The 22408-nt window shown below is 55.2% G+C and carries 16 protein-coding genes and 1 other RNA gene; 5 read left to right on the forward strand and 12 right to left on the reverse strand.

Annotated elements, in window-relative coordinates; genetic code table 11:
* The first annotated feature begins 229 nt into the window (after window positions 1-229).
* From SH421x_RS15620 to SH421x_RS15635, 4 genes are all read left to right on the forward strand, one after another.
* Window positions 230-2521 carry a hypothetical protein gene (locus SH421x_RS15620; RefSeq protein ID WP_488850254.1) on the forward strand — a complete coding sequence of 764 codons (2292 nt, stop codon included), beginning with the start codon at window positions 230-232 and terminating at the stop codon, window positions 2519-2521.
* A gap of 53 nt (window positions 2522-2574) precedes the next feature.
* Window positions 2575-2910 carry a J domain-containing protein gene (locus SH421x_RS15625; RefSeq protein WP_488850255.1) on the forward strand — a complete coding sequence of 112 codons (336 nt, stop codon included), beginning with the start codon at window positions 2575-2577 and terminating at the stop codon, window positions 2908-2910.
* 106 nt (window positions 2911-3016) lie between these two features.
* Complete coding sequence (gene grpE / locus SH421x_RS15630; protein ID WP_488850256.1) at window positions 3017-3721, forward strand: nucleotide exchange factor GrpE; 705 nt, start codon at window positions 3017-3019, stop codon at window positions 3719-3721.
* A 37-nt stretch (window positions 3722-3758) separates the two neighbouring features.
* Window positions 3759-5576: an Hsp70 family protein gene (locus SH421x_RS15635; RefSeq protein WP_488850257.1), complete on the forward strand. Its 1818-nt coding sequence runs from the start codon at window positions 3759-3761 to the stop codon at window positions 5574-5576.
* Window positions 5577-5867: 291 nt separating this feature from the next.
* On the opposite strand, the gene SH421x_RS15640 is transcribed toward SH421x_RS15635, so the two are convergent.
* A complete protein-coding gene (locus tag SH421x_RS15640; RefSeq protein WP_488850258.1) occupies window positions 5868-6557 on the reverse strand; it encodes a transposase in 690 nt (229 codons plus the stop codon).
* A 354-nt stretch (window positions 6558-6911) separates the two neighbouring features.
* On the opposite strand from SH421x_RS15640, the gene SH421x_RS15645 reads away from it, so the two are divergent.
* Window positions 6912-7562 carry an ankyrin repeat domain-containing protein gene (locus SH421x_RS15645; RefSeq protein ID WP_488850259.1) on the forward strand — a complete coding sequence of 217 codons (651 nt, stop codon included), beginning with the start codon at window positions 6912-6914 and terminating at the stop codon, window positions 7560-7562.
* Window positions 7563-7654: 92 nt separating this feature from the next.
* Here SH421x_RS15645 and rfbB read toward each other — a convergent pair whose 3' ends face one another.
* The 11 genes from rfbB to SH421x_RS15700 all read right to left on the reverse strand — a co-directional run bounded on the left by rfbB (window position 7655) and on the right by SH421x_RS15700 (window position 21938).
* Complete coding sequence (gene rfbB / locus SH421x_RS15650; protein WP_488850260.1) at window positions 7655-8683, reverse strand: dTDP-glucose 4,6-dehydratase; 1029 nt, start codon at window positions 8681-8683, stop codon at window positions 7655-7657.
* A 55-nt stretch (window positions 8684-8738) separates the two neighbouring features.
* On the reverse strand, window positions 8739-10235 hold the full coding sequence (gene rpoN, locus SH421x_RS15655; protein ID WP_488850261.1) for an RNA polymerase factor sigma-54: 1497 nt from the start codon (window positions 10233-10235) through the stop codon (window positions 8739-8741).
* Window positions 10236-10277: 42 nt separating this feature from the next.
* The gene (recR, locus tag SH421x_RS15660) at window positions 10278-10877 is read right to left on the reverse strand and encodes a recombination mediator RecR (protein WP_488850262.1); all 600 of its coding nucleotides are present in this window, start codon (window positions 10875-10877) and stop codon (window positions 10278-10280) included.
* A 44-nt stretch (window positions 10878-10921) separates the two neighbouring features.
* Entirely contained in the window at window positions 10922-11284 is a 363-nt protein-coding gene (locus tag SH421x_RS15665; RefSeq protein ID WP_488850263.1) for a YbaB/EbfC family nucleoid-associated protein, read from the reverse strand.
* Window positions 11285-11337: 53 nt separating this feature from the next.
* A complete protein-coding gene (gene dnaX, locus SH421x_RS15670) occupies window positions 11338-13152 on the reverse strand; it encodes a DNA polymerase III subunit gamma/tau (RefSeq protein WP_488850265.1) in 1815 nt (604 codons plus the stop codon).
* A gap of 70 nt (window positions 13153-13222) precedes the next feature.
* Window positions 13223-13317: signal recognition particle sRNA small type (ffs, locus tag SH421x_RS15675), an RNA gene on the reverse strand.
* An 86-nt stretch (window positions 13318-13403) separates the two neighbouring features.
* Window positions 13404-16511: a type I restriction endonuclease subunit R gene (locus SH421x_RS15680; protein ID WP_488850266.1), complete on the reverse strand. Its 3108-nt coding sequence runs from the start codon at window positions 16509-16511 to the stop codon at window positions 13404-13406.
* A gap of 210 nt (window positions 16512-16721) precedes the next feature.
* Complete coding sequence (locus SH421x_RS15685) at window positions 16722-17744, reverse strand: DUF4268 domain-containing protein (protein ID WP_488850268.1); 1023 nt, start codon at window positions 17742-17744, stop codon at window positions 16722-16724.
* A gap of 104 nt (window positions 17745-17848) precedes the next feature.
* Window positions 17849-18835: a DUF5655 domain-containing protein gene (locus SH421x_RS15690; RefSeq protein WP_488850269.1), complete on the reverse strand. Its 987-nt coding sequence runs from the start codon at window positions 18833-18835 to the stop codon at window positions 17849-17851.
* Window positions 18832-20187, reverse strand: a complete 1356-nt coding sequence (locus tag SH421x_RS15695) for a restriction endonuclease subunit S (RefSeq protein WP_488850271.1) — start codon at window positions 20185-20187, stop codon at window positions 18832-18834. Before SH421x_RS15695 ends, SH421x_RS15690 begins: the two co-directional genes overlap by 4 nt.
* Window positions 20184-21938, reverse strand: a complete 1755-nt coding sequence (locus SH421x_RS15700) for a type I restriction-modification system subunit M (RefSeq protein WP_488850272.1) — start codon at window positions 21936-21938, stop codon at window positions 20184-20186. The genes SH421x_RS15695 and SH421x_RS15700 overlap by 4 nt, the downstream gene beginning before the upstream one ends.
* Between the last annotated feature and the right edge of the window lie 470 nt (window positions 21939-22408).

Below are 22408 nucleotides of genomic sequence, written 5' to 3' on the forward strand. Positions count from 1 at the left end.
GAACTGGCTCAATACTTTTCGATTAGCCCGCTTACGGATGAACCGGAGGGCATCGCCAGCAGGCGAAGGTTTTCGCCCTCGCGCTTGGAAAAATAATCACCACTTCAAAATTGGCGGCGGAAGCTCCATAATCACAAGCATCGGAATTGGTGAGAAGTGAGATTCTTGGCTGAACGCTTTTTACGAACACGGCGGTTTTGCAACCCCCCAAAGCAGATGGAACCGTGCAATGGCGAATAGTGCTCAACGCAAGAAGGAACGGCATAAGAAAAAGCGGCAACAAAAGCGCAAGTCCGATCAAATCCGGCAAAAAGGGGGCGCCGCTTTTAGCAGTAACATTCGCCATCGGCAGCGTTTATCGCAGCAAATCCCCAGCGCTTGGGAAGGCGAGGTCGCCGAAGATGTCGCTATCTTTGACGATTCGGCATTCACTACGCTTCCCTCCGAATTGGCCCAGGAGGTTTCCGCCGTTCGAGAAGCGCTGCAGGCTGCCTCTGATTCTCGCGGCAATGACGCTTTAAATCTTGTCGCCAATATTTCGCGCAACAGTCCGCTCAGTGACTGGCGCCTTTTCATTCGCGGCCTCGTTGACTGGCTGGCCGGCGATTATTCCGCCGCGAACGAAGCTTGGCGCAGGTTAAATCTTGAGCGCCGCCCCGGACGGATTGCGACCGCAATGATGGCAGCGCTAAGCCCAGATCTAGAGCAGTATCCAGAACAAACAACCCAGCAGCGCGAATCTGCTTCCCTGGCCTGGACTGCTACGGACGATCAACTTTTGTATCACGCGAAGCTGTTACGCCGCGTCCGCTTTGATCGATCCTCGTTGCAGATCGCAAACACCGGGCTGAGCGCGGTCGAAGAATTACCAGAATTGATTCTGGGACCGCAAAAAATGAGGTGGCTACAAAAGTTTATCGGCGAATATCAGAATACCGAGCCTGACCTAACCGCTGCGCTGGCTGCGGTCGCTCTGGCTCAAGCGAGCTCGCAACCTTTCACCGACGTGTTCAATCAAGCGGTGCGGATGTTCCCAGGGCCGCGGCACGATCGACAAAACCGCCTGCTCACCTACTTTTATTACCATCGATTTACTAATGATTCCAAGGCAGAGAAATTAGCGAGCAAGGCGATCCAAGAATACCTAACGCGTGATTTGCCCCATAACACCTCGCTGTCGCCGCCGCTCCGCAATGCGCTCCTCAGTCAAATTCATTGGAAATTAGCGACCGATCTAATCCGTCCGCAACAGGATGATTCCCCTTTTTCCCGGATCTTTTTTCAGCCTCCAGATAATAAAAAGATCCAGAAGCACCTGCGAGCGGCGATCCAAGCCGAGCCCAAAAATCGGCTCGCTCATCAAACCTATATTGAGCAACTCCAGTCGCTTCTGGACGACAATCGTATACCTGCCGCCAAACAAAAGTCACTAGAATCCGACTTGCTGGACGGCATGCGAGCTTGGTCCAGCAGTTTGCCAGAGGATGTCGAGCCGCGTTTGTGGCTGGTTGACCAATTGCTAGAAAATGAAGAACTGGACGAGGCCAAACCGCACGTTGATTTTCTGGCTCAGTCGCGGCACGAGGACCCCCGCGTGCGCGCCACTCCCTGGAAATGGCGGTTGCTAGAAGCGATGCGGTTAAGTCGTCGGAAAGCCATGCTGGGCGCCGCGGTCACTCAATTGGATGAAGCCGACAAGCTGTGGCCTACTTGGTTCCCTCGGCAGTGGCTTGCTTATTTGCGAGCCGCCGGGACGTTGCGAAGCGGTCAAACGGAAGCGTTTCACCTACAACATCAACAACTTTGCCAAGATCTTGGCGTCACGCAAGGTTCGCTGGTCGACAGTTGCATGATGCTCAGCGCGGCGCAGCGATTGCGAACGACGGCCAAAGATCTCAAAGAATTGCGCGCCCCCATCGATCAAGCGTTGAAAAACCTGAAAGCGATTCCCGCAGCAGATTTGTACGCGACAGGCGCCTTCTTCTGGGACTTACATCGCGCCAAGCTGCTCTATCCCGCTTATCGCTTGCAAGGTGCAAAAATCGGCAAAGAATTACTCGCGCGTTGGAAGCGAGATTCCAAGCCGGTTGTCCAAAATCGTGAAGATGAGCAGTTGCAAAAGACCGTACTGTGGTGTTCCGAATATCGATTTTGGAATTACCAACGCGGCGAGTTGCCTTCGTTCTTCTCGCATCGTAACGTCCAGACAATGCCGGTTTTTGCGGCGGCCAAACTGAATACTTTTCTTCAGCAAAGCTATCATTGGAATGCCGACAAATATCAATATCTGGGGCCAATTCTCCGCAAGGATGCGCAGTCGCAGCGCGACCCTTACTACCGATATTGGTATGTCGCGATGGCGGATCGACTTGACGATCTCGTTGCAGCTAATGCTTCAGGCAACTTCCCATTTTCGGGTGAATTCTCTCGGTTTGCAGAGATGTTTGGATTCGGCGGGGGCGACATGGACCCCGATTGTAATTGCAAAAAATGCCAGGCGAAAAGAAGACATAATCTCTAGCAATCGACTTTGCAAAAATCTCCGTCGATCTCAACAGGTTAGGCGTCAAACTTATGAATACTGCAAATTCGCTCGATCCTTTTGTTGTCTTGGGCGCGTCACCCGACGCCGACGAAGCGGAGATTCGCGCGCGTTATCTAGAGTTAGTCAAGCAGTTTCCACCAGAGCGAGATCCCGAAAAATTTCGCGAAATCCAAACCGCGTTCGCTGCGGTCAAAGACCCTTTGACTCTTGCTCAAAGATTGGTTTCGCCCCCCAGCGAAGAGGCGCCAAAATGGTCCGAGGTGCTGGCGGCTCAGAAGCAAATTCCGCCGCGGTTATCGCCTGACTTTCTCTTGAGTTTGGGCAATCGAGTCGCGAACGCCGCCAGCGATTCACCACCCACCTAACCAGTCTGCCGCTGGCTGCTGGCGGCTTATTGGACGCGACTGGCCCTGCTCTACTTCATAACACCTCTGCTCATTTGATACGCGACATTACGTTACGCTATTCTTCATGAACGAACCGATTTCTCCTTCCGATTCCGTCAACAAATCTAGCGCTGCTCCCGACGTCGAACCTCGATTTGGGGCAGTCGACATCGTCGAAGCGTTTACGGCGCTACGCCATGAGTTGCGCGGACAGACCAAGGAGGGTCGACTACTAGCTGAGCAAGTCTTGGCGGCGGTGACCAGCATCCAAGGTCTGGAAGCGAAATTGCTCGCTCAAACCGCCAAAAATGCTGTCGATCCTTCGGCTGAAATCAAACAATTTGTAATGTTAATTATCGAGACCGATCATCAGCTTACCCGGGCAATCGCCGCCACGGCACAGTGGGAAACCAATCAAAAGTTACGTGCCGAAGCTGACGCGACGGGGATCGAACGATGCATTGCCGGAATGAGCGGCCTGTCACGCTGGTTTGCCCGCCCCCTGCTGGCCTTGTTAGCCGAGCAACAGGCCACCCCCGATCCAGCGGCCGTTAGCCCGGCGATCGAAGGCTTGAATCTAGTCCTTGCGCGTCTGCGGCGTGTGATGCGAGAACACGGCATCGAACGTCTCGATACCGAGGGTCTCCTTTTCGACGCCGACACAATGCATGCGATCGGCAGCGTCTCCCATCAAGACTATTCACCCGGCTATGTCGCCGAGCAATTATCGCCGGCCTACCTTTGGCAAGATCGCCTGATGCGGTACGCCGATGTTCGCGTGACAAAATAAGACCACCGCAGACACACGCGCAGAAAGAGAAGACTAAATGATGACGGAACAAACCGGCCCCATTGTAGGGATTGATCTTGGCACCACCAACAGCGTGGTGGCGTATGTCGTTGACGGATCCCCTCGCATCTTGGATGAAGAGGGAGAAAAGTTGCTGCCTTCGGTGGTTGGATTGAATCCCCAAGGTCAACTCGTGACCGGCGTCGCCGCAAAAAATCAGTACGCTGCCTTTCCAGATCAAACCATCGCGTCGATCAAACGCCGCATGGGCCGGATGGATCCGATCACGCTCGGCGATCAAACGTTCACGCCTCCAGAAATTAGCGCCATGATTTTGCGCCGCTTGCGAGATCGCGCCAGTCGCGCTCTTGGACAGCCGGTCAATCGCGCTGTGATTACTGTCCCGGCCTTCTTTGACGAAAGCCAGCGTCAAGCGACTCGTGAAGCCGCCGAGTTAGCAGGCCTGGCGGTCGAACGAATCATCAACGAACCAACCGCGGCGACGTTGGTGTATCATGCCGGCTCGCATGATCGCAAACAGATTGCTGTCTACGATTTTGGTGGGGGAACCTTTGACGTTTCGGTGGTTAGGATGGAAGCCGGAGTCGTTGAAGTGCTAAGCAGCCGCGGCGACGTTCAGCTGGGTGGAGACGACCTGGATCAAGCGTTAGTCGACTATGTAGCCGATCAATTTGATGAGGAACATGGGATCGATCTACGCCAAGACATTTTGTCACGCTATCGCTTGCAGCAAGCCTGCGAACAAGCCAAACGGAACCTCTCTACCGAAGAGAGCACGCAGATCATCGAAGAATTCATCGCCGAAAAAGATGGCCAGCCTTTGCATCTGACGGCGATCGTCACGCGGCACGAGTTTGAAGAACTGATCGAGCCGTTTGTCGCGCGCACGATTGAGTGTGTTGATGAAGCGCTGCGTGACGCCAAACTTTCGGCTCACCAGATGGATGATTTAGTTTTGGTCGGCGGCTCCACGAAAATTCCGATGGTCGAACGGCGACTTCGCGAAGAGTTTTCACGCGAACCAAGCCGCGCGGTCGATCCCGATCTAGCAGTCGCACTGGGCGCAGCCGTGCAAGCGGCGATGATCGATGGTCAATCTGTCGGCCCGGTGCTGGTCGACGTGACCGGACATACTCTGGGAATTGAAGTCAGCGTTGGTATGACGTTTTCTGGCCCCGAATTGATCACCTCTCCCATCATTCACCGGAACACCCCGCTACCGGCTCGCTTTGAAGAAGTCTATTCCACGCTGCATGACGAACAGAAACGAGCGGAGATCCATGTTCTGCAAGGAGAGCATCGCGAGGTGCATCGCAATCGCTCGATCGGAAAATGCATCCTTGATCTTGAAACAGGCGAGGAAGATCTCTGCAAGATTGTCGTACGGTTCGACCTGTCGCTGGATGGAATTTTGAAGGTGACGGCGATTCAATCCGCCTCGGGTCGTCAGCAAGTATTGACGATTGACAATCTGCTTAGCAATTTTCAGGCCGAGGATCGCGACCATGCCGAAGCTCGCTTGGAGTCGATGTTCAAAGCTTCTGACGAATTGATCGATGACGAGGCGCTGACAACCGGAACATGGCGCGCTGACGAGCCCGAACTTTCGACTGGTCCCAATCGACTCAATGCCGCCGACTCGGCAGCAAGCTTCCCCGAAGCGCACGCACTTCTGAAAAAAGCAGCAGCGTTGCAATCAAAAGTCACCGGCCAAGATGCCGATGATCTGGAATCGCTGTGCGAGAACCTCAAGCAGGCCATCGCATCCGAAGACGCTGCATCGATCGCCAATTTCAGCGCTGAGCTTGACGACCTGCTATTTTATGTCCGCTGAACCCCATTTTCGCTGCCCTGTGTGCCGCGCCGCCCAACCCTGGAACGACTCGTGCCGTCGCTGCCAAGCGGACCTTCGCTTGGTAGTGCGCGCGTATCAACGCCTAGCGCATGTAAAACGCCAACAAGCCGAAGCAATCTCTCGCGGGGACGACCAATCCGCGCAGAAACTAGCGAGCGAGCTACGGTGGCTGTTAACGAACCACGAAGATGCTTGAGCAATCGTTTAACCCCACGGCGGCGATGCCGCTGGGCAAGTAAACGCAAACGAGAACAGATGCCCAAGCTTGAGCTATTCCTCCAAGTTCGCCTCTAACTTCCGCGGGCGCCCTGCCGGACGAAGCGTATGCCAAAGGCCGTGCTGCTCTGCTTGGTCGATGGTCCATTGCTCATCGCCAAAGGGGCGCGACCGTTTGACGCAGGTTCGGATCGCTTTCAATTGGGCGGGCGTTAATCCGGCGTCGACCCGTTTGCTCCAACCAGGCAAACGGCGGATCGGCCAGCGGTTCAACACTTGCGGCTCAGGCTCAGCCGCTTGATTCCAGCGAGCAAGAGATCCATACGGCCAATCCTGCGCCGACTTCACCAAGCGAGCACGCAACGGGTTCCCCTCGGCATAGCGACAAACCAGATAAAAATGCTCGTCGTCCGCAACGGGGAAGCTTTTGAAGCGTCCTTGGTACAGCGGCCCTCCGCCGCGTTTGGGGTAGCGACCGCGATAGCGCAGCGAGTGCGTCGCAGTCACCCAGCGCAGCAGTTGGCCCATTTGTCCAGCTTCGTCAGGCCGCAAAACCAGATGCCAGTGATTGGGCATCAGCGTGAAACTGTATAACTCGACCGGGTACTTCTGCAGCCCTTCCGCCAAGATCTGCACAAACGCTTCGTAGTCGTCAGGCTTATGGAAAATCTTCTGGCGCAGATTCCCACGGTTCAGGGCATGGTAAATTTGACCAGCACGGTCATCACGACTTTGACGCGGCACAGCGACAGACTCCAAGACAAAAACGGCAACGTTCTTTTCTTCAAGATAAGTGTAGAACTCGCCTACCTCAACCCCCGTCCCCTTTGTCGCCCGACGGTTTCAATAGCTGTTCGGCCTCCATCGCCACGCTCACCACGGGAGAGGCGTCCTCATGACAATCGATCAAAGCAAAAGGACGAGGGGCGTTGTTTCGGACACAAGCGCAGGCGGTCATGCTCTTACAATGTCTTCATCGAAGGCGAATGGCTTCAGCGAGCTGGAACTGATCGAGCACCATTGCAACGTTCGCAAGACAAGCTCTTCTCGCGAAGGCGCGATATGAGCATGGCGCCCCTGGCTAAAAGGATAAATTTCATGACATCCGTTTCGAAAAAACCAGAAAAAGATGGCGATCCCCAACGACAGAATCGGGAGGATATTGAGCAAGCCTTGAGACGATATCACGATGACACGATCGATGAGTATTATCGATACGAGGATTTACAAGCCGAGTTCCTGATGGCTTTGAATGTCAAAGACTGGGTTGCAGCTAAGAGCTATGCTTCCGAAGGAATCATTCAGGCCATGGAAGCTAGGCACGACTCGCCATTGGTAAGCGTTCTGGAGCGATACGGAAATAATGATCGCCAGCTTCTCGACTGCATAAAGTGGCTCGTTTCCAATGGGGCTGATATGCAAAGTTGTGGAATAAGCGGATATACGCCATTAATCTTTGCGATTACAGAACCAACGATGGATTATGCCTTAGGCGTATTGCTCGAAGCTGGCGCAGATCCCAATGGCCCTGAACCTTTAGATGATCGCTTGGTTCCTTTGATGTATGCGATTCGCGCTAACGATATTAAAACCGCGAAAGTTTTGATCCAATGCGGCGCTGACCCTTTGAGGACAGACAGAATCGGCAGGAATTCAATCGACCATGCCGAGATGCATGGATGCGATGAATTGGCGAAGCTTTTTCGTGAAATCTCAAGCAACAACAACCCAGGCTCTTACAGGAAATAACAGTTTAAGTGCTTTATCCGGTGACCTCGAACGATACATCTGCTTGTAGCCATGTCCGCCGCAAGTCCCCTTCGCTTCCTGCACCCATCTTTTTACGCGCCGGCAATCTGCTGCAACCAGCGTTCATTCTTTAGGTACCACTGGATCGTCTGGTTCAGCCCTGTTTCGAAGGTTTCGGTGGGGGTCCACTCTAGTTCGCGGCTTAGCTTGGTTGCATCGATCGCGTAGCGGCGGTCGTGGCCCGCGCGATCGGGGACGAAGGTGATTAGTTGCTTGCAGGGGCGGTGCGGCAAGTCACTGCATAGTTGGTCGAGCATGGTGCAGACGGCGGTCACGATCTCTAGATTGGTCCGTTCGCAGTTGCCGCCGATGTTGTAGACCTCGCCGGGGTTGCCTTGCTGCAGGATGCGACGGAGGGCGCAGCAGTGATCTGCGACGTAGAGCCAATCACGGACGTGGTGGCCGTCGCCATAAATCGGCAGCGGCTTGCCGGCCAGCGCGTTCAAGATCAGCAGCGGGATCAGCTTTTCAGGAAACTGTCGCGGTCCGTAGTTGTTGGAGCAATGGGTCGTTAGCGTCGGTAGCCCGTAGGTCTGAAAATAGGCGCGAACCAAATGGTCGGAGGAAGCCTTCGACGCCGAATAGGGAGAGTTGGGCGCGTACGGCGTTGATTCGGTAAAGCGGCCTGTGCTGCCTAGCGAGCCGTAGACTTCGTCGGTCGACACATGCAGAAATCGAAACGCAGCGGCCCGCTCAGCCGTCAGCGTTCGCCAATAGCTGCAAGCCGCCTCCAGCAGGGTGAACGTGCCAACGATATTGGTCGTAACAAACTCGGCCGGGCCGGCGATCGAGCGATCGACATGCGACTCGGCCGCTAGATTCAACACCGCGATCGGCTGGTGCTCGGTCAACAGTCGCGCCACCAAAGCAGCGTCGCAGATATCTCCCACCACCAACCGATGTCGTGGGTCTGCGTCCAGCTCGGCCAGCGAATCGCGATGGCCGGCGTAGGTGAGCTTGTCGAGATTGATGACCGTCATGTCATCCATCTGCACCAATTGCCGCACTAGGCAACTGCCGATGAAGCCTGCTCCGCCGGTGACGAGAACGGTGCTACTCATGCGTTCCCTTCACCGTAAAGCCGTCGCTCAATCTCGGTCCATGCCAGCAGCTCTCTCAACCCTTTTTCGACCAATCACGACGCTGTCGCGAGCTGGGGATTCCCATCTTCTTACGATACTTGGTGACGGTTCGCCGGGCGACGTTCAATCCTTCGTTGTGCAGCAGCGTGACCAGCTCATCATCGCTGTGTGGTTTCGCTTTGTCTTCATCGTCGATGATTTCTTGCAGCTTCAACCGAATCGCGTCCCAGGTAACTTCGTCGCCGGCTTCGTTGGTGGTGCCGCCTGCGAAGAAACGCTTGAGCGGGAAGATGCCGCGGGGAGTTTGAATCCATTTGTCATCAACCGCGCGACTGACCGTCGTCACATGCACGCCCACTTTGTCGGCGATCTGCTGCATCTTGAGGGGCTCGATAAACTCGGGGCCCTTCTCGACGAAGTCGTGCTGGTGATCGACAATTGCCTGAGCGACGCGGGCCAGCGTGTTTTTGCGTTGATTGATCGAGTCAATCAGCCACTGGGCGGCGTTGATCTTGCGTTTGATAAACTCTTTTTCTTCGGCAGTCGCTGTGGGGTCCATCAACCGCTTGCGATAGTAGTTGCTGATCCGCAGCTGCGGAACTTCGCCATCTTCGGTCTTGACGCTGTACTCGCCGTCGTCCGATATCTCGAGCGTCAAGTCAGGCATGACGTTCGGGACAAAATCTTCTTTGTAAGCCGAGCCCGGCTTCGGATTCAGCTTCCGCAGTTCGGACCAGGCGTCCTGGATCAGCTCGATCGAATAGCCGGTCTTCTTTTGAATCAGCGGCAGTCGATTTTCGCAAAGATCTTCTAGATGATTGCTGATCAATGTCCGCAACTCATCAAAGTAGATTTGCGATGGCTCAAGCTGCAACAGGAGACATTCGCGCAAGTCACGTGCACCAACGCCTGCCGGATCCAGCGCCTGCACAATCGCCAGCGCCTCGCGTGCATGGGCGATCAGCTCTTCGCTGGCGTCGCCTGGCAGCAGGTCTTCTAACGAAGTGCTGAGGTAGCCGTTGGAATCAAGCGACGAGATAATCCGCATCGCCAGCTCTAGCAGCTCAGGCTCAATATTCAACTCGCCCAGCTGCGTATCAAGATGATCCTGCAGCGTCTCGACGCGTGAAGCGACGTTCGCCAACGCATCATGCTTGCGATTGGCGTCATCCTCCATCTGATTCAGCGAGCGTTGCGGGCGATCCTCAAACGTATCGGGATACTCGTTATCGAGATCCAACAAGCGTTCAAAGTCGTCGGCGTTGTCGTTCTTCTCATCAACGACAAACTCTTTTTCGGTATCGGCTAACGAATCAGGGTCCGATTTCTCGTCCCGATTGTCCATTCCATCAGGAATCGCGTCCGGCTCGATTTCTTGGATTTCGAGCAGCGGATTCTCGTTCATCTCCTGTTCGATTTTTTCTTGCAGCGCCAGCACCGGTAGCTGCAGGATTTCCATCGACTGGATCATCCTGGGCGCCAGAACTTGCTTCTGGACCAGCTTCTGTTCGAGACCAAGCGAAAGTCGCATAGGAATTTCTAGGTTTCAAGTGGAAGGGATGAATAACGTAAATTATAGCTTTTGACGACCCGAAAGCGCGTCTGCCAATATCTCTTTATTCGTAAACTCAAGCACGCTGCCTGACGTGATTCCTCGCGCCAGCCGCGTTAACGTTACGGGCAACTCGGATAATAGGTTCGAGATATGCAGCGCCGTCCCATCCCCTTCGGTGGTGGGATTGGTCGCCATAATGATCTCGCGAAAATTGCCCGCTCTCACGCGATCGACCAACGCATCAATCGTTAGTTGATCGGGGCCAACTCCTTCCAGCGGCGCAATCCGCCCCAACAGCACGTGATACAAGCCGGGGAACATCCCCGACTGCTCTAGCGCCATCAAATCGCGCGGCTGCTCAACAATGCACAGCAACGTTCGATCGCGGCGCGAATCTTGGCAGATCGAACAAAGTTCGGACTCGGCCAAGTTAAAGCACTGCGAGCAATACCGCACGTTCTGCTTGACCGTGCGGATCGAGTCGGCCAAAGCCAACGCTTCAGACTCGTGTACTCGTAGAATATGGTACGCGAGACGTTCGGCGCTTTTACGGCCAATGCCGGGCAGCTTGGCGAACTCATCCACCAATCGCGTTACTGAATCTGTTGTTTGAACCATTGCAGGAGCGTCCGTTCACCTTGGCGAATAAGCGTATAAAATGTCTACTTGCCGCCCCCGGTCATCTGGGCCAATGCGTCATCCAGACCAGGCACATTCATACCGCTGGTCAGCGACTGCATCATTTCGGCGTGCAGTTGCTTCGCTTTCGCGTTGGCCTGATTGACCGCGGCCGGGACCAAGTCTTCGATGATCTCGCGTTCGCCGCGGGCGACCAAATCAGGATCAATTCGCAGCGAGATCATCTCGCCGGCGCCGGTCATTTCGACCTCGACCATGCCGCCGCCAGCCGAACCGGTAACGCGCTTCGTTCGCAGCTCTTCCTGCAAACCTTGCATCTTGCCACCCATTTCCTGGGCCTGACGCATCATGTTGACCATGCCGCCGAGATTGCCGAGATTGAACACCGCTTTTCTCCCTTTGATTAGACAGAAGCATTGCAGCGTTCAGACAGAGCGGCTCAAGATCCTCCCGACTCGGGCGCCCGGACGCTAGTAACTTCTGCGCCGAACATCTCAATCGCCTGCTGAACCAGCTGGTTCTGCTGTACCTTTCGAATCATTTGCCCCGAAGAGGGCGCACTTTTTTTCGGCTGCTCTTGCGTCGCCGCCGCCGGAACGTCTTGGATGACTTTGTATTCCAGCGTCACCGGATTGCCGACCGCTGTGGTCAGCATTGATTCCAAGCGAGTTTTCGCCGCCGGCCGTCGCAAGAACTCGACCTGCGAATTATACGCTGCGGAAAATGAAACGACCAGTCGGTTTGGTCCAGAAGTTGCTACTGTTTTGTAAGGGCGAGCATACTCCCCTACTAGATCCGACATATCCGCCAAAATTCCTTCCCAGATATTCTTGGCCGTCGCATCGGTAAGCGCGGTCCCCGGGGCGGTGGGAGATTCGTCATAACCTGTTTGGCTGTCAGGCTCTACGTCGTGCGCAGACACCGCTGCAGCCGTCTCTGCCGGCGCCGCCATACTAGGCGAACTAGCCGCCGCCGCGCTGCGATCCGCCACCCCGAGCATCGCCGGCTGATCGCTGGGCGTCCGAACTGGCTGGCCGACTGCCGCGATTTGAATTGCCGGCCGTGCCGGCAGCGGTTTTCCCAGGCGAATCGTCTCCACCAGATCCGCGACACTCTGTAAGTCTTCTAGCTGGCAGACGCGCACCAGGGCCATTTCGGCCAAAATCCGCGCATGGGCCGAGCGTTGCATGCGGACCAGCGCATCATCCAAGATTTGGACCGACGCCATCACGTTGGCCAGTCCATAACTTTTGGCGACAGCTTCAATATGAGGAGCGTCACTCGGCAGGACAGTCTGTAACAACGTCGGCCCGGCGCCCACGGCCAGCGTCATCATGTCGCGAAAGTACCCCAGCAGCTGCTCGATCAGCTGCCCTGGATCAATCCCGCGGGTCAGCGCTTGGTCAAAATAACCCAGCACCCCGGCCGCATCGCGCGCGGCCAGTGCGTTGACAATCACCGTCACTTGCTCGCTGCCGGCGGCGCCCAACATTTGGTTGACGTCGGCGACGGTGATGTTGCGACCGCCAAAAGCCAGCAGCTGCTCTAACAAAGACTGGCTATCCCGCATCGAGCCGTTCGCTTTGCGCGCCAGCAATCGCAGCGCTTCAGGCTCGGCGGTGACTCCCTCTTGCTCGACGATATAGGCCAATCGCGTGACGATCTCGTCCATCCGGATCCCGCCAAAGTCAAACCGCTGACAGCGTGACAAGACAGTGATCGGGATCTTTTCAGGATCGGTCGTGCAAAAGATAAACTTCACATGCTCCGGCGGTTCTTCCAAGGTCTTCAACAGCGCGTTGAAGGCCTCTTTGGTGAACATGTGAACTTCGTCGATGATATAGATCTTGAACCGGGCGCGACTCGGCCGGATATTGACGTTCGACCGTAACTGCCGAATCTCTTCGATCCCGCGATTACTCGCGCCGTCGATCTCCAGCACGTCAACATCTTCCCCCACCGTTACGCTGCGACAAATGTCGCACTCGTTACATGGGGTCGCAGATGGCCCCCGCTGACAATTCAGCGCTTTGGCCAAAATGCGGGCTGACGAGGTTTTGCCGACGCCGCGAGCGCCAGTAAACAGATAGGCATGCCCTACGCGTCCCCGCTCAATCGCGTTTTTCAGGGCGGTCGCAACCTGGCTTTGTCCAACCAGCTCTTGAAAAGACTGCGGGCGATAGCGTCGCGCCACAACCACATACTGATCGTTGGCGTGAGACGGTTCGACGTGTTCGCTTCCTTCGTCCGTCATCTTGTTGCGGCCGGCTTAAGAGAGGGGAATTTCGGCTGCCGCCAAATCTACCGTTTTCCAGCAACAACTGTCGAGAAGAGACCCCCGCACCAGAGTACCCCGGTTATGGCTGCTCCAGTTAAGGCCTGACCAGGTTCCCGGTTCCCCTCTGCGAGGGTCACTCTTCGACAGTTGAGCGGAACGAATCAGCTTAAAGCCTGACGCCGCCTAAGTCAAAGGGGGAAGCCGGCATTCGTCGCAAATGGCTTGCCCTACCCCGCAGCCCGGCTTTTCAGTTTTTCGTACAAACCCAGCTTATTTAGCGCCAACAGCAACAGCCCCGTTTGAATTTCAGACGAATTGATCGCCCGAGCGCCAAGCTCCTGCTGAATGTCCATACTCTCGATGATTGCATCCAGGAACTCGCTTTTAAGGTCCGGCGAGTTCGAAAATTGCTCTTTCGAGTTATTTGTCGCCTGCTTCTGCAAGACGTCCGATTCCAGCGTTTTCGCTACCAGCGTGTTCAGGTAGGACAGCTGATCTCCTTCGGTCATGTCGCCGCCAAACAGCGTATTGAGCTGATCAATGATCTCGCTCATCAGCGCCTTTTGCTTCTCTTGCACCGACCCGCTTCCCGCTTCTGTCATCGGTTGCAGCTGCGGCGCATCGTCGGCTGACAGCGCCAAGTTCTGCTGCCCCTTGTGCCGCAGCGTGTGATGCGTCAGCGTGATTTCCGACAGATCCACCCCTTCTCGCTCGCGTCCGAACTTTAACAAGCGCACCAGCGTCTTAAAGAAGATCGCTCGCTTCTCAAAGTCCGTATTGCCATAGTCCAGGATCTGCGACAGGAACGTATAGGCCCGCACATAGGTCGTGATGTCGCCGCGGAAGATCACCAGCGATTCCATCTCATCTTTGGCGACAGCCGCCGCCGGCTCGTCTTTCGCTTCAATCGCATGCTGATGCGCCTCTTTGGCCGCGGCAAATCGCTTCACCAGTCGATCCGCCACCGGCGTGATCGCCGCTTCCAGTTGCGTTTGCTTCGCTTTGGGGTTCATCACTACGTTAATAACCCGCTCGATCTCGTTCTCGTCGTAGTACCCCAGCGCATCCAGCTTGGCCCGCAGGTTCAAAATGATATTGGGGTCGGTCACGTCCGACAGCGACGCTGTTGCGTAGTATGTCTTGAACGCTTTCAACACGTCGTCTGGGTCATTGATAAAGTCCAGCACAAACGTATCGTCTTTGCCCGGGTAGCAGCGATTTAATCGCGACAAAGTTTGCACCGCCTGGATGCCGTCTAACCGTTTGTCAACATACATGCCGCACAGCAGCGGCTGATCAAAGCCGGTCTGAAACTTGTTGGCCACCAATAAGATCTGAAATTGATCATTCTTGAACGCTTCGCGAATGTCGCGTCCCTTCAGGTCCGGATTCAGTTCGCGGCTCGTCTCCTTAAACGGATCAGGCCCCGACGACTTGTCGTCGACTTCGCCCGAGAACGCAACCAACGTCCGCAGCGGGTAGCCCTTGGCTTGGATGTATTCGTTGATCGCCAATTGCCAGCGGACCGCTTCGACCCGACTGCTGACCACGACCATCGCTTTCGCTTTTCCTTCCAGCAGCGGCGCAACCACTTCGCGAAAGTGCTCCACCACAATTTGCACTTTCTGGGCGATGTTATAAGGATGCAGCCGCACCCAGTTCATCAGCCCCTTCAGCGCCGTGCTGCGTTCCACTTCAGAGTCGATAAACTCCTTGCCGGCGTTGGCCAGCTTGAAGGCCACCTTATAGGACGTGTAGTTCTTCAACACGTCCAAGATAAAACCTTCTTCGATCGCCTGACGCATCGAGTACACGTCAAACGGCTCCGGCAGGTTGTGCTTCGACGCCGGTTGCAGCGGATCAGGGACCCGCCCAAACAGCTCCAGCGTTTTCGACTTGGGCGTCGCTGTAAACGCGACATAGGTGATCCCCTGATCGCTGGCCCGCGACGCCATCTCGGCCGCCATCAAATCTTCGCTGCTGACCGATCCGCCATCGGCCAACTCTTGCAGCTCTTCGGCCGATAGCACCGCTTTCAGCTTCGCCGCCGTCTCGCCAGACTGGCTGCTGTGCGCCTCATCGGCGATCACCGCAAACCGCTTCCCCTCGGTCGCCGCCAACTCGCGCACTTTCTCCAGTGCAAACGGAAAAGTCTGGATCGTGCAGACCACAATTTTTTTTGTGCCTGAGAGCGCCTCGGTCAGCTCGTTCGCTTTGCTTCCTTTATTCCCTTGGATCGTCGCGACCACGCCGGCGGTTCGCTCAAAGCCATAGATCACCTCCTGCAATTGCCCGTCAATCACTTTGCGGTCTGAGACGACCAGCACCGTATCAAAAACCTTCTGGTTGTCGGCGTTATGCAGATCGGCCAAAAAGTGAGCCGTCCATGCGATCGAGTTAGTCTTGCCCGACCCGGCCGAGTGCTGGATCAGATATTTTTGCCCCGGGCCTTCACTCAGAACGGCCGCTTGCAGCTTCCGCGTCACCACCAGCTGATGATACCGGGGGAAGATCAGCCGCGTGATTTGCTTCTTCTTATCCTTCTCGGCCACCATGTAACGAGCCAAGATCTCTAACAAACTATCCCGCCGCCAAACTTGCTCCCACAGATAGGCCGTTCGATGCCCTTGCTTGTTGACCGGGTTCCCGGCGGCGCCGTCGTCTCCCTGATCAAACGGCAAGAAGGTTGTCCGCATGCCGGCTAGCTGCGTGGTCATCTTCACGCGGCTACTGCTGACGGCAAAGTGAACCAGCGCCCCCGACGGAAACGACAACAGCGGCTCGGCCGATTTTCCCTTCGGCGCTGGGTCACGGTCCTTTTTGTACTGGTAGACCGCATCTTCCAGGCTCTGCGTGTTGTCGGTCTTCAGCTCGGCCGTCGCGATCGGCACACCGTTCAAAAACAACACCAGGTCGATACTGTTCTCGTTATGGGCCGAGTACCGCACCTGACGCACCACTCGCAGGCGATTGGCCGCATAGCGGGTCAGGATGTCGGGATTCATCGCTAGCGCCGGTTTGAACTGGGCCATCTTCAGCGGTTGTGGCAAGCCCAGCACGTCGAATCCCACCCGTAACAGATCGAGCGTCCCCATTTGATTCAACGAATCGCGCAGCCGTTTTAGCAGCGTCGCTTCGGCCGCCGCGCCGTGGTTCTTTTGCAGCCGCTCCCAAGCATCGGGCTGCGTCTCTTGCACCCAGGCGATCACATCCGGCGGAAACAACGCCAGCGCCCGATCGTACAGAGCCGCATCTTTTTCGGCGTACAGCCAACCATGTTGCGCTAATCGCTCGCAAATCTCGTCTTCTAACTTGATTTCGGTATGCAGGCTCATTCGCACTCAGTTTCTTGGGGTATCGGGACAGCTATCGCCGTAAGTTATTTCTTAGAAATAGGTTGTGTGTTTTCTCTGTTTTTCCCCACTACCGCTTTGCGTCTATCTGAATCGACAGAACTCGGTTTGTGTCTATCCAAGCGGGCTTGCAATAGACACAAAAGCGTTTGTGTGTGTCACGGCAAACTCAAAGCCTGGCCGGTCCATTGATTAAGCATCCCCGTTCTCCTCCTGATCGTCTTCCGCATATTCTTCCACGCCGGCAATCAACTTCGGCACGCGAGGCGAGAAAACCTTGTGAACGGCGTTCAAGTTTTCATACAACCATTGAAAATAACTGGGCCATTGCGTCTCATCTTTTAAGTCGACGTATTTCACCAGGTAGATTCGCTTTCGCTTGATCTCCTCGCCGGGAGCCCAGTTCAGCGACTCCCCTAACTCGGCTTCCAATTCTGGGCGCTGAGCGCAAAACTGGTCGTAAAAGGTTTGCGAAGTCGATTTTCCCATGTTCACTTCGACGCGCAACTCATCCTCGTTACTCGCGATTCCATGCGAGGCAATGGCCACTAGGCGGACGCCGGAGCGTCCCAGGCTGAACCACATCGAGGTTTTGGGACTTGGCTTATGAGTCACCGGAAAACGGCAAGGATGTGTATGGAGGTAGTCCACAAAGCGGGTCCAAAAGCGAAAACGCCGATCCTTAGCAGGCGTCAAAGGACCATCCTCAATCCCCTGAGCACCGCCGTTAACCCGTTTCTTCCAATTGTTCGGCGAGCTGATGATGTCAAACTTGGGTGCGATCGCCGAATTGCCGATCCGCCAAAGCTCTACCTGCAATCCAAAGAAGCGGATGTCTTCACTGGTTACGTTGTTCAACCAGTCGAGGGCGGCGCGATGCTCTTCGCGAAACTTCTGCGCAATCCAAACAATGGTCACCGTGTTTAGGCCGGCGGCGTAGGTAATCAGTTGCCCCAGATGACGATGATCGGTTTGCTCAAGTTGGTTCTCGATGAGCACCAGATTGTCCTCAGGATCTTTGCAGAGAATATCGGCGCGAAATGGTCCGACGCTTTTCTCCTGCGCTTCAACCTCGAGATCAATCCCGATTGTCTCACTCAATAGCGCGATGTTCTCATCTTTCGCCAGCCACGGCGTAAAGTCACTCGCCTCCGATTGCCAAGCGTCACGCAGGTCTACAGGCGTTAATCTGCCTAGCGGAATCGGAGTCGGCATCGCAAAGGTTCTCGCGTAATATTACTTTTTGATGAAACGATTGGAATCTACGATGCTTCCGCAACAGCTTGCCGAAGTCTTGCCATCAATGGGCAGGCCGATCGTTACGATCCCTCATAGCTCGCTTGAAAGATCGGCAAAGCTTTCTGCAGGTCTTCATGGCTGCGGATCATGATTTCCAGGTCCCCAGTTCCCCAGTGGCCGATGTTGGTTACATCGCGTGTAAAACCTTCTTCCAGTGGGATGGAAGCAGGATCGATTTTCACATAGACAGCCAGGCAATTCGTCCCGGCTCGAACTTCGACCGTGACAAAGTTTTTGATCCGCTTGAACGCAATGTACAGCTTCAGCAGCTTGACTTGCACGTCATCGCCAAAGCTTAAGCAGGTCGCTTTCAACTCTTCATACAGGTCTAACAGTGCTGGCGACGCGGCGTCCAATTGTTCGAGAACGGTTTTATCCTTCTGTCTTGCTTTGGTTTTGGCGCTGATGGTGGATTCCGTCTCGTCTTCACCAAACGCCAGCGGTGGTGCGGCTGTCGTCGCCGTTGTGGCGGTGGTCGTCGCGACAGCCGGAGCAGTCGTCGCTTGCACCGCATTGATCAACTCCAACAACAGCAACTCATCTCCAAACCGCAGATACCGCAGCAGCTCGATATTCCGATTGATCTGCTGCACGGCGTGTCCATCGTACTTCGTAAAACCGCCGGCGATGCACAGCAGTCGCGGGCTCGACCATTCGATGTTCTCGGCCGCGGCGGCGCCCAGCGTTTTCATCACCAGCAGTTCAAACTCGCCGCGGTGATCCAACAGCCAATCCAGGTAATAGAGCCCCTGGTTGATCACGTTTTCGTTGCTCGAGCGTTTGTATTCGATGATGCAGGGGCAACCATTCTCGTCGATTCCCAGCGTATCGATTCGCCCGCCGTGCGTTTTGCCGGTCGAATACTCGGTGGCGAGAAACCGAATCCCCAAAAAGATGTCGAGATGCCGCTCGATCAACTTTTGCAGCGACTTCTCGAGGGCCACCGATTGTCCTTCGAGCTGGGTGACGTTCTCGCCGTTGGTGCGGAAGAGTTTGATATCGCTCATACGGTCTCCTGAGAGGCAAACTGGCGAACGTCAATCTTGCCGGTCACGGCGGCGGAAATGAGAGCGGTGCGGCGTTCATTGAAGAGTGTGATAGCGTTGGCTGCTTCTGAGAGTAAACAATCAAAACGACTAGAGGTCTCATCAATGTATTGAAGGATCTCGCATTGCTCGTTTTCAGGAGGAATAATAACAGGCAATTTCATTAAATTGGTCGATGAAATTGAGGCAAGATTCGTGCTCTGCTTCGATTGCGCCATGAAGTAGAACTGTGCGTAGTCCGAACTTGTAATCCGATTTAACCACGGAGCCGAAACCCCCGTCGGGCGAACGGCGAATACATGGTTTTGTGTAATGCAAGGATCAATTTGACCTTCCCAAACGTGCCCCCTGCCCAACTTGTCGAAGTCGCCCCCCTCGTTCATCAATACATCACCGGCGACAAGTCGATATCGATCGAGTTCATGTGCCAATATTTCGATCATCGAGACATCACTCAGATCAAAATAGCCGTCCTGCACATTGGCTACACGAAGATAGGGGACGGATATTGTGTCTTTGCCGGAATGATCTTTTCCTTTGGCAACGCCGGTTCGGACAGTTGCGACTCGTTTAAGCTTGCAAACCTCCCAATGCTCAGGCACATCCCCCAGCCAATCAATCCCTGACGGTTTCATCCGCACACTGGGGTCAAGACCTTTGGTGACCGCGTGGCTGATGACCGCCTGGCGTTTTTCCTGCAGCAGCTCAATCAACCGCCGCTGCTCGGCCACCAACGCGTCAATCTTGGCGGTCTCGGCGTCGAGGAAACTGGCGATCGCTTGTTGGTCTTCGAGGGGTGGGCACGTAATTGCCAAATTCTCGATGACATTCATTCCGATGTTCTGTTGCGTGCCAAAACTCCAGTTTAGTGTGACACCTTCTTGAAAATTCCGAGAGCGAAGAAAGTTAAGAGCAAATCTTGGCAGCATTGATGCGTCACATCGAACAACAGCCAATGGGGACCAGATATTGAACTCGCGATCATCTTCGACGATCGCCGTTGTCCCGGTACTGGCTCCAGATTTGACCATGTAGATGTCGCCGACGGCTGGCTTATATTTTTGGCTGTAGCGTTCATGTTCGGCTTGAGAAATGTAGCCGCGAATTTTGGCGAAATCTATCTCGCCGGTCGAAACCGCTTCCGCCGATACAAATGGGATCCCTTCATCTAGAAACTCCGGGGTCTCATGCGGGCCGTCCGTTACGGGAGTTGAAACAATATGCTTGATCGAAGTGCACTTCCAATGACCGGGAATCTCCCCCAACCACTCAACGCCACTATCCTGATACGCGTCATACTTCGGAAAACTCACTGCGATAGCCCTCCGATCATCTCCACAATTCGGTCGGTGACCCCTTTCAACTCGGCGTCGATCTCGGCCAGTTCGCGCGGTGGTTTGAAGACGTAGAAGTGGCGGTTGAAGGGGATTTCGTAGCCGGTTTTGGTTTTCTCGTGATCGATCCATGCGTCAGGGACATGCGGCAGCACTTCTCGCGCGAAGTAGGTTTCGATCGCTTCACTGAGCGGGACTTCTTCGGTATCGCGGAGGCTGCTGTCAGGCTTCGGTTGGCCTTTGCGTTTGCCTTTGGTCTCTTTCACAATCTTGCCGGCGGCGTCGCGCTCCGGACGTTCGACCGTGATCGTTTGGTAGCCGAAATCTTCGTTTTTAAAGATCCGGCTAATCGGGACTTTTTGGCCGTCGGCATCTTTGGTGCTCGCGTTTTTGGCGTCGCCAAACAGCCGCGTGATTTTTTCGATATGTTCGTCCGACAGTTCTTTCCGTTTGCTGCCGAGGCTTTTGCGCATCTTTTGCCACAGGCTGCTGGCGTCGATCAGTTGGACTTTGCCTTGGCGATGTTTGGGCTTGCGGTTGGTGACGATCCAGATGTAGGTGCTGATGCCGGTGTTGTAGAACATGTCGGTCGGCAGGCCGATGATCGCTTCGAGCAGGTCATTTTCGAGCACGTAGCGGCGGATCTCACTTTCGCCGCTGCCGGCGCCTCCGGTGAAGAGCGGCGAACCGTTGAGGACGATGCCGAACCGGCTGCCGCCATCTTTGGCGGGGCGCATCTTGGAGATCAAGTGCATTAGAAACAGCAGCGAACCATCGCTGACTCGCGGCAATCCGGGACCGAAGCGGCCGTTGAAGCCGAGCTGCTCATGCTCTTTTTTGATTTCCTTTTGGATCTTCTTCCACTCAACGCCAAACGGCGGATTCGACAGCATGTAGTCAAACTGCTGCCCGGGCAATCCGTCGTCAGACAGGGTGTTGCCGTGGATGATATGGCTGATGTCTTGCCCTTTGATCAGCATGTCGGCCTTGCAGATCGCGTACGACTCGCCGTTAAGCTCTTGGCCGTGCATCACCAGGCGGGCGTCAGGGTTTTGGCTGGCGAGATGATCTTCGGCGACCGAGAGCATGCCGCCGGTGCCGGCGGTCGGATCGTACATCGAGCGCACAATGCCAGGCTTGGTGAGCGCGTCGTCATCTTCGATAAACAGCAGATTGACCATCAGCCGGATCACTTCACGCGGGGTAAAGTGCTCTCCGGCGGTCTCGTTGGAGATTTCGGCAAACTTGCGGATCAGTTCTTCAAAGACGTGCCCCATCTGCTCGTTGCTGACGACCTGGGGATGCAGATCAATGTTGGCGAACTTTTCGGTCACCAGATATAGCAAGTTGTTTTTGGCCAGTCGGTCAATTTGGCCATGAAAGTCAAAGCACTCAAAGATGTCGCGCACGTCGGGCGAAAACGCCTGAACGTAGGAAGTGAGGTTCTCGCGGATCTCGCCGGCGTCGCCCATCAGCTTTTTCAGATCAAGCGGCGACGTGTTGTAAAAGAGGAGCTTCGCCTTTTTGAGCAAGAACGGCTCTGGATTGACCTTGGCGGCGGTCCGCTTTTCTAGCTCTGTCAGCACGGCCGCTTTGGTGGGCTCGAGCACGCAGTCGAGCCGGCGGAGGACGGTAAACGGCAAGATTACCCGGCCATACTCAGACTGTTTGTAATCGCCGCGCAGCAGATCGGCGACCGACCAGATAAAGGAAGAGAGATTTTGATTCATCGCAGGCTTTGCATTCAGGCAAATAACAGCGGCATTCATTTGCCGCAAAAGCAGGGGAAACCGCCCTACTGTACCGGGGCAGCCCGGCCAACGCATCCCCGCCGATCGTAAAGCATCGCGGAACGAAAGATCACGTCGCTACAAACCGTTTTATCGGCCCGGTTGGACACGGTTGGTCCCGCAGCAACGCGACGCGGCGAAAGATTGCCCCTAGACAAACCCTAAGACTTTTGTTACTATATATTCACACATTACCACGTCGGGCGGTAGGTCATGGCGTTAGATAGACTTCATTCGACAGGAGGGTTTCGACATTCAGCTTTTGCTAGCGAACGTATTTCCCTTGCCGGCGCGATCAAACCACCAAGATTGGGGGATCCAGAAAAAAATTGACCCTGTCCAGTCCGCTCCACTCGGAGAAGCCAATGACGAATGTCTCCTACGAAGAGATTTACCCGCGAGATGGCGTT

This window comes from Blastopirellula sp. SH421 (assembly GCF_057808535.1).

What these genes read in the sequence shown, in the direction of transcription:
- SH421x_RS15620 (WP_488850254.1), top strand. Translation starts at nt 230, where the DNA reads ATGGCGAATAGTGCTCAACGCAAGAAGGAACGGCATAAGAAAAAGCGG.
- SH421x_RS15625 (WP_488850255.1), top strand. Translation starts at nt 2,575, where the DNA reads ATGAATACTGCAAATTCGCTCGATCCTTTTGTTGTCTTGGGCGCGTCA.
- grpE (WP_488850256.1), top strand. Translation starts at nt 3,017, where the DNA reads ATGAACGAACCGATTTCTCCTTCCGATTCCGTCAACAAATCTAGCGCT.
- SH421x_RS15635 (WP_488850257.1), top strand. Translation starts at nt 3,759, where the DNA reads ATGATGACGGAACAAACCGGCCCCATTGTAGGGATTGATCTTGGCACC.
- SH421x_RS15645 (WP_488850259.1), top strand. Translation starts at nt 6,912, where the DNA reads ATGACATCCGTTTCGAAAAAACCAGAAAAAGATGGCGATCCCCAACGA.
- rfbB (WP_488850260.1), bottom strand. Translation starts at nt 8,683, where the DNA reads ATGAGTAGCACCGTTCTCGTCACCGGCGGAGCAGGCTTCATCGGCAGT.
- rpoN (WP_488850261.1), bottom strand. Translation starts at nt 10,235, where the DNA reads ATGCGACTTTCGCTTGGTCTCGAACAGAAGCTGGTCCAGAAGCAAGTT.
- recR (WP_488850262.1), bottom strand. Translation starts at nt 10,877, where the DNA reads ATGGTTCAAACAACAGATTCAGTAACGCGATTGGTGGATGAGTTCGCC.
- dnaX (WP_488850265.1), bottom strand. Translation starts at nt 13,152, where the DNA reads ATGACGGACGAAGGAAGCGAACACGTCGAACCGTCTCACGCCAACGAT.
- SH421x_RS15680 (WP_488850266.1), bottom strand. Translation starts at nt 16,511, where the DNA reads ATGAGCCTGCATACCGAAATCAAGTTAGAAGACGAGATTTGCGAGCGA.
- SH421x_RS15685 (WP_488850268.1), bottom strand. Translation starts at nt 17,744, where the DNA reads ATGCCGACTCCGATTCCGCTAGGCAGATTAACGCCTGTAGACCTGCGT.
- SH421x_RS15690 (WP_488850269.1), bottom strand. Translation starts at nt 18,835, where the DNA reads ATGAGCGATATCAAACTCTTCCGCACCAACGGCGAGAACGTCACCCAG.
- SH421x_RS15700 (WP_488850272.1), bottom strand. Translation starts at nt 21,938, where the DNA reads ATGAATCAAAATCTCTCTTCCTTTATCTGGTCGGTCGCCGATCTGCTG.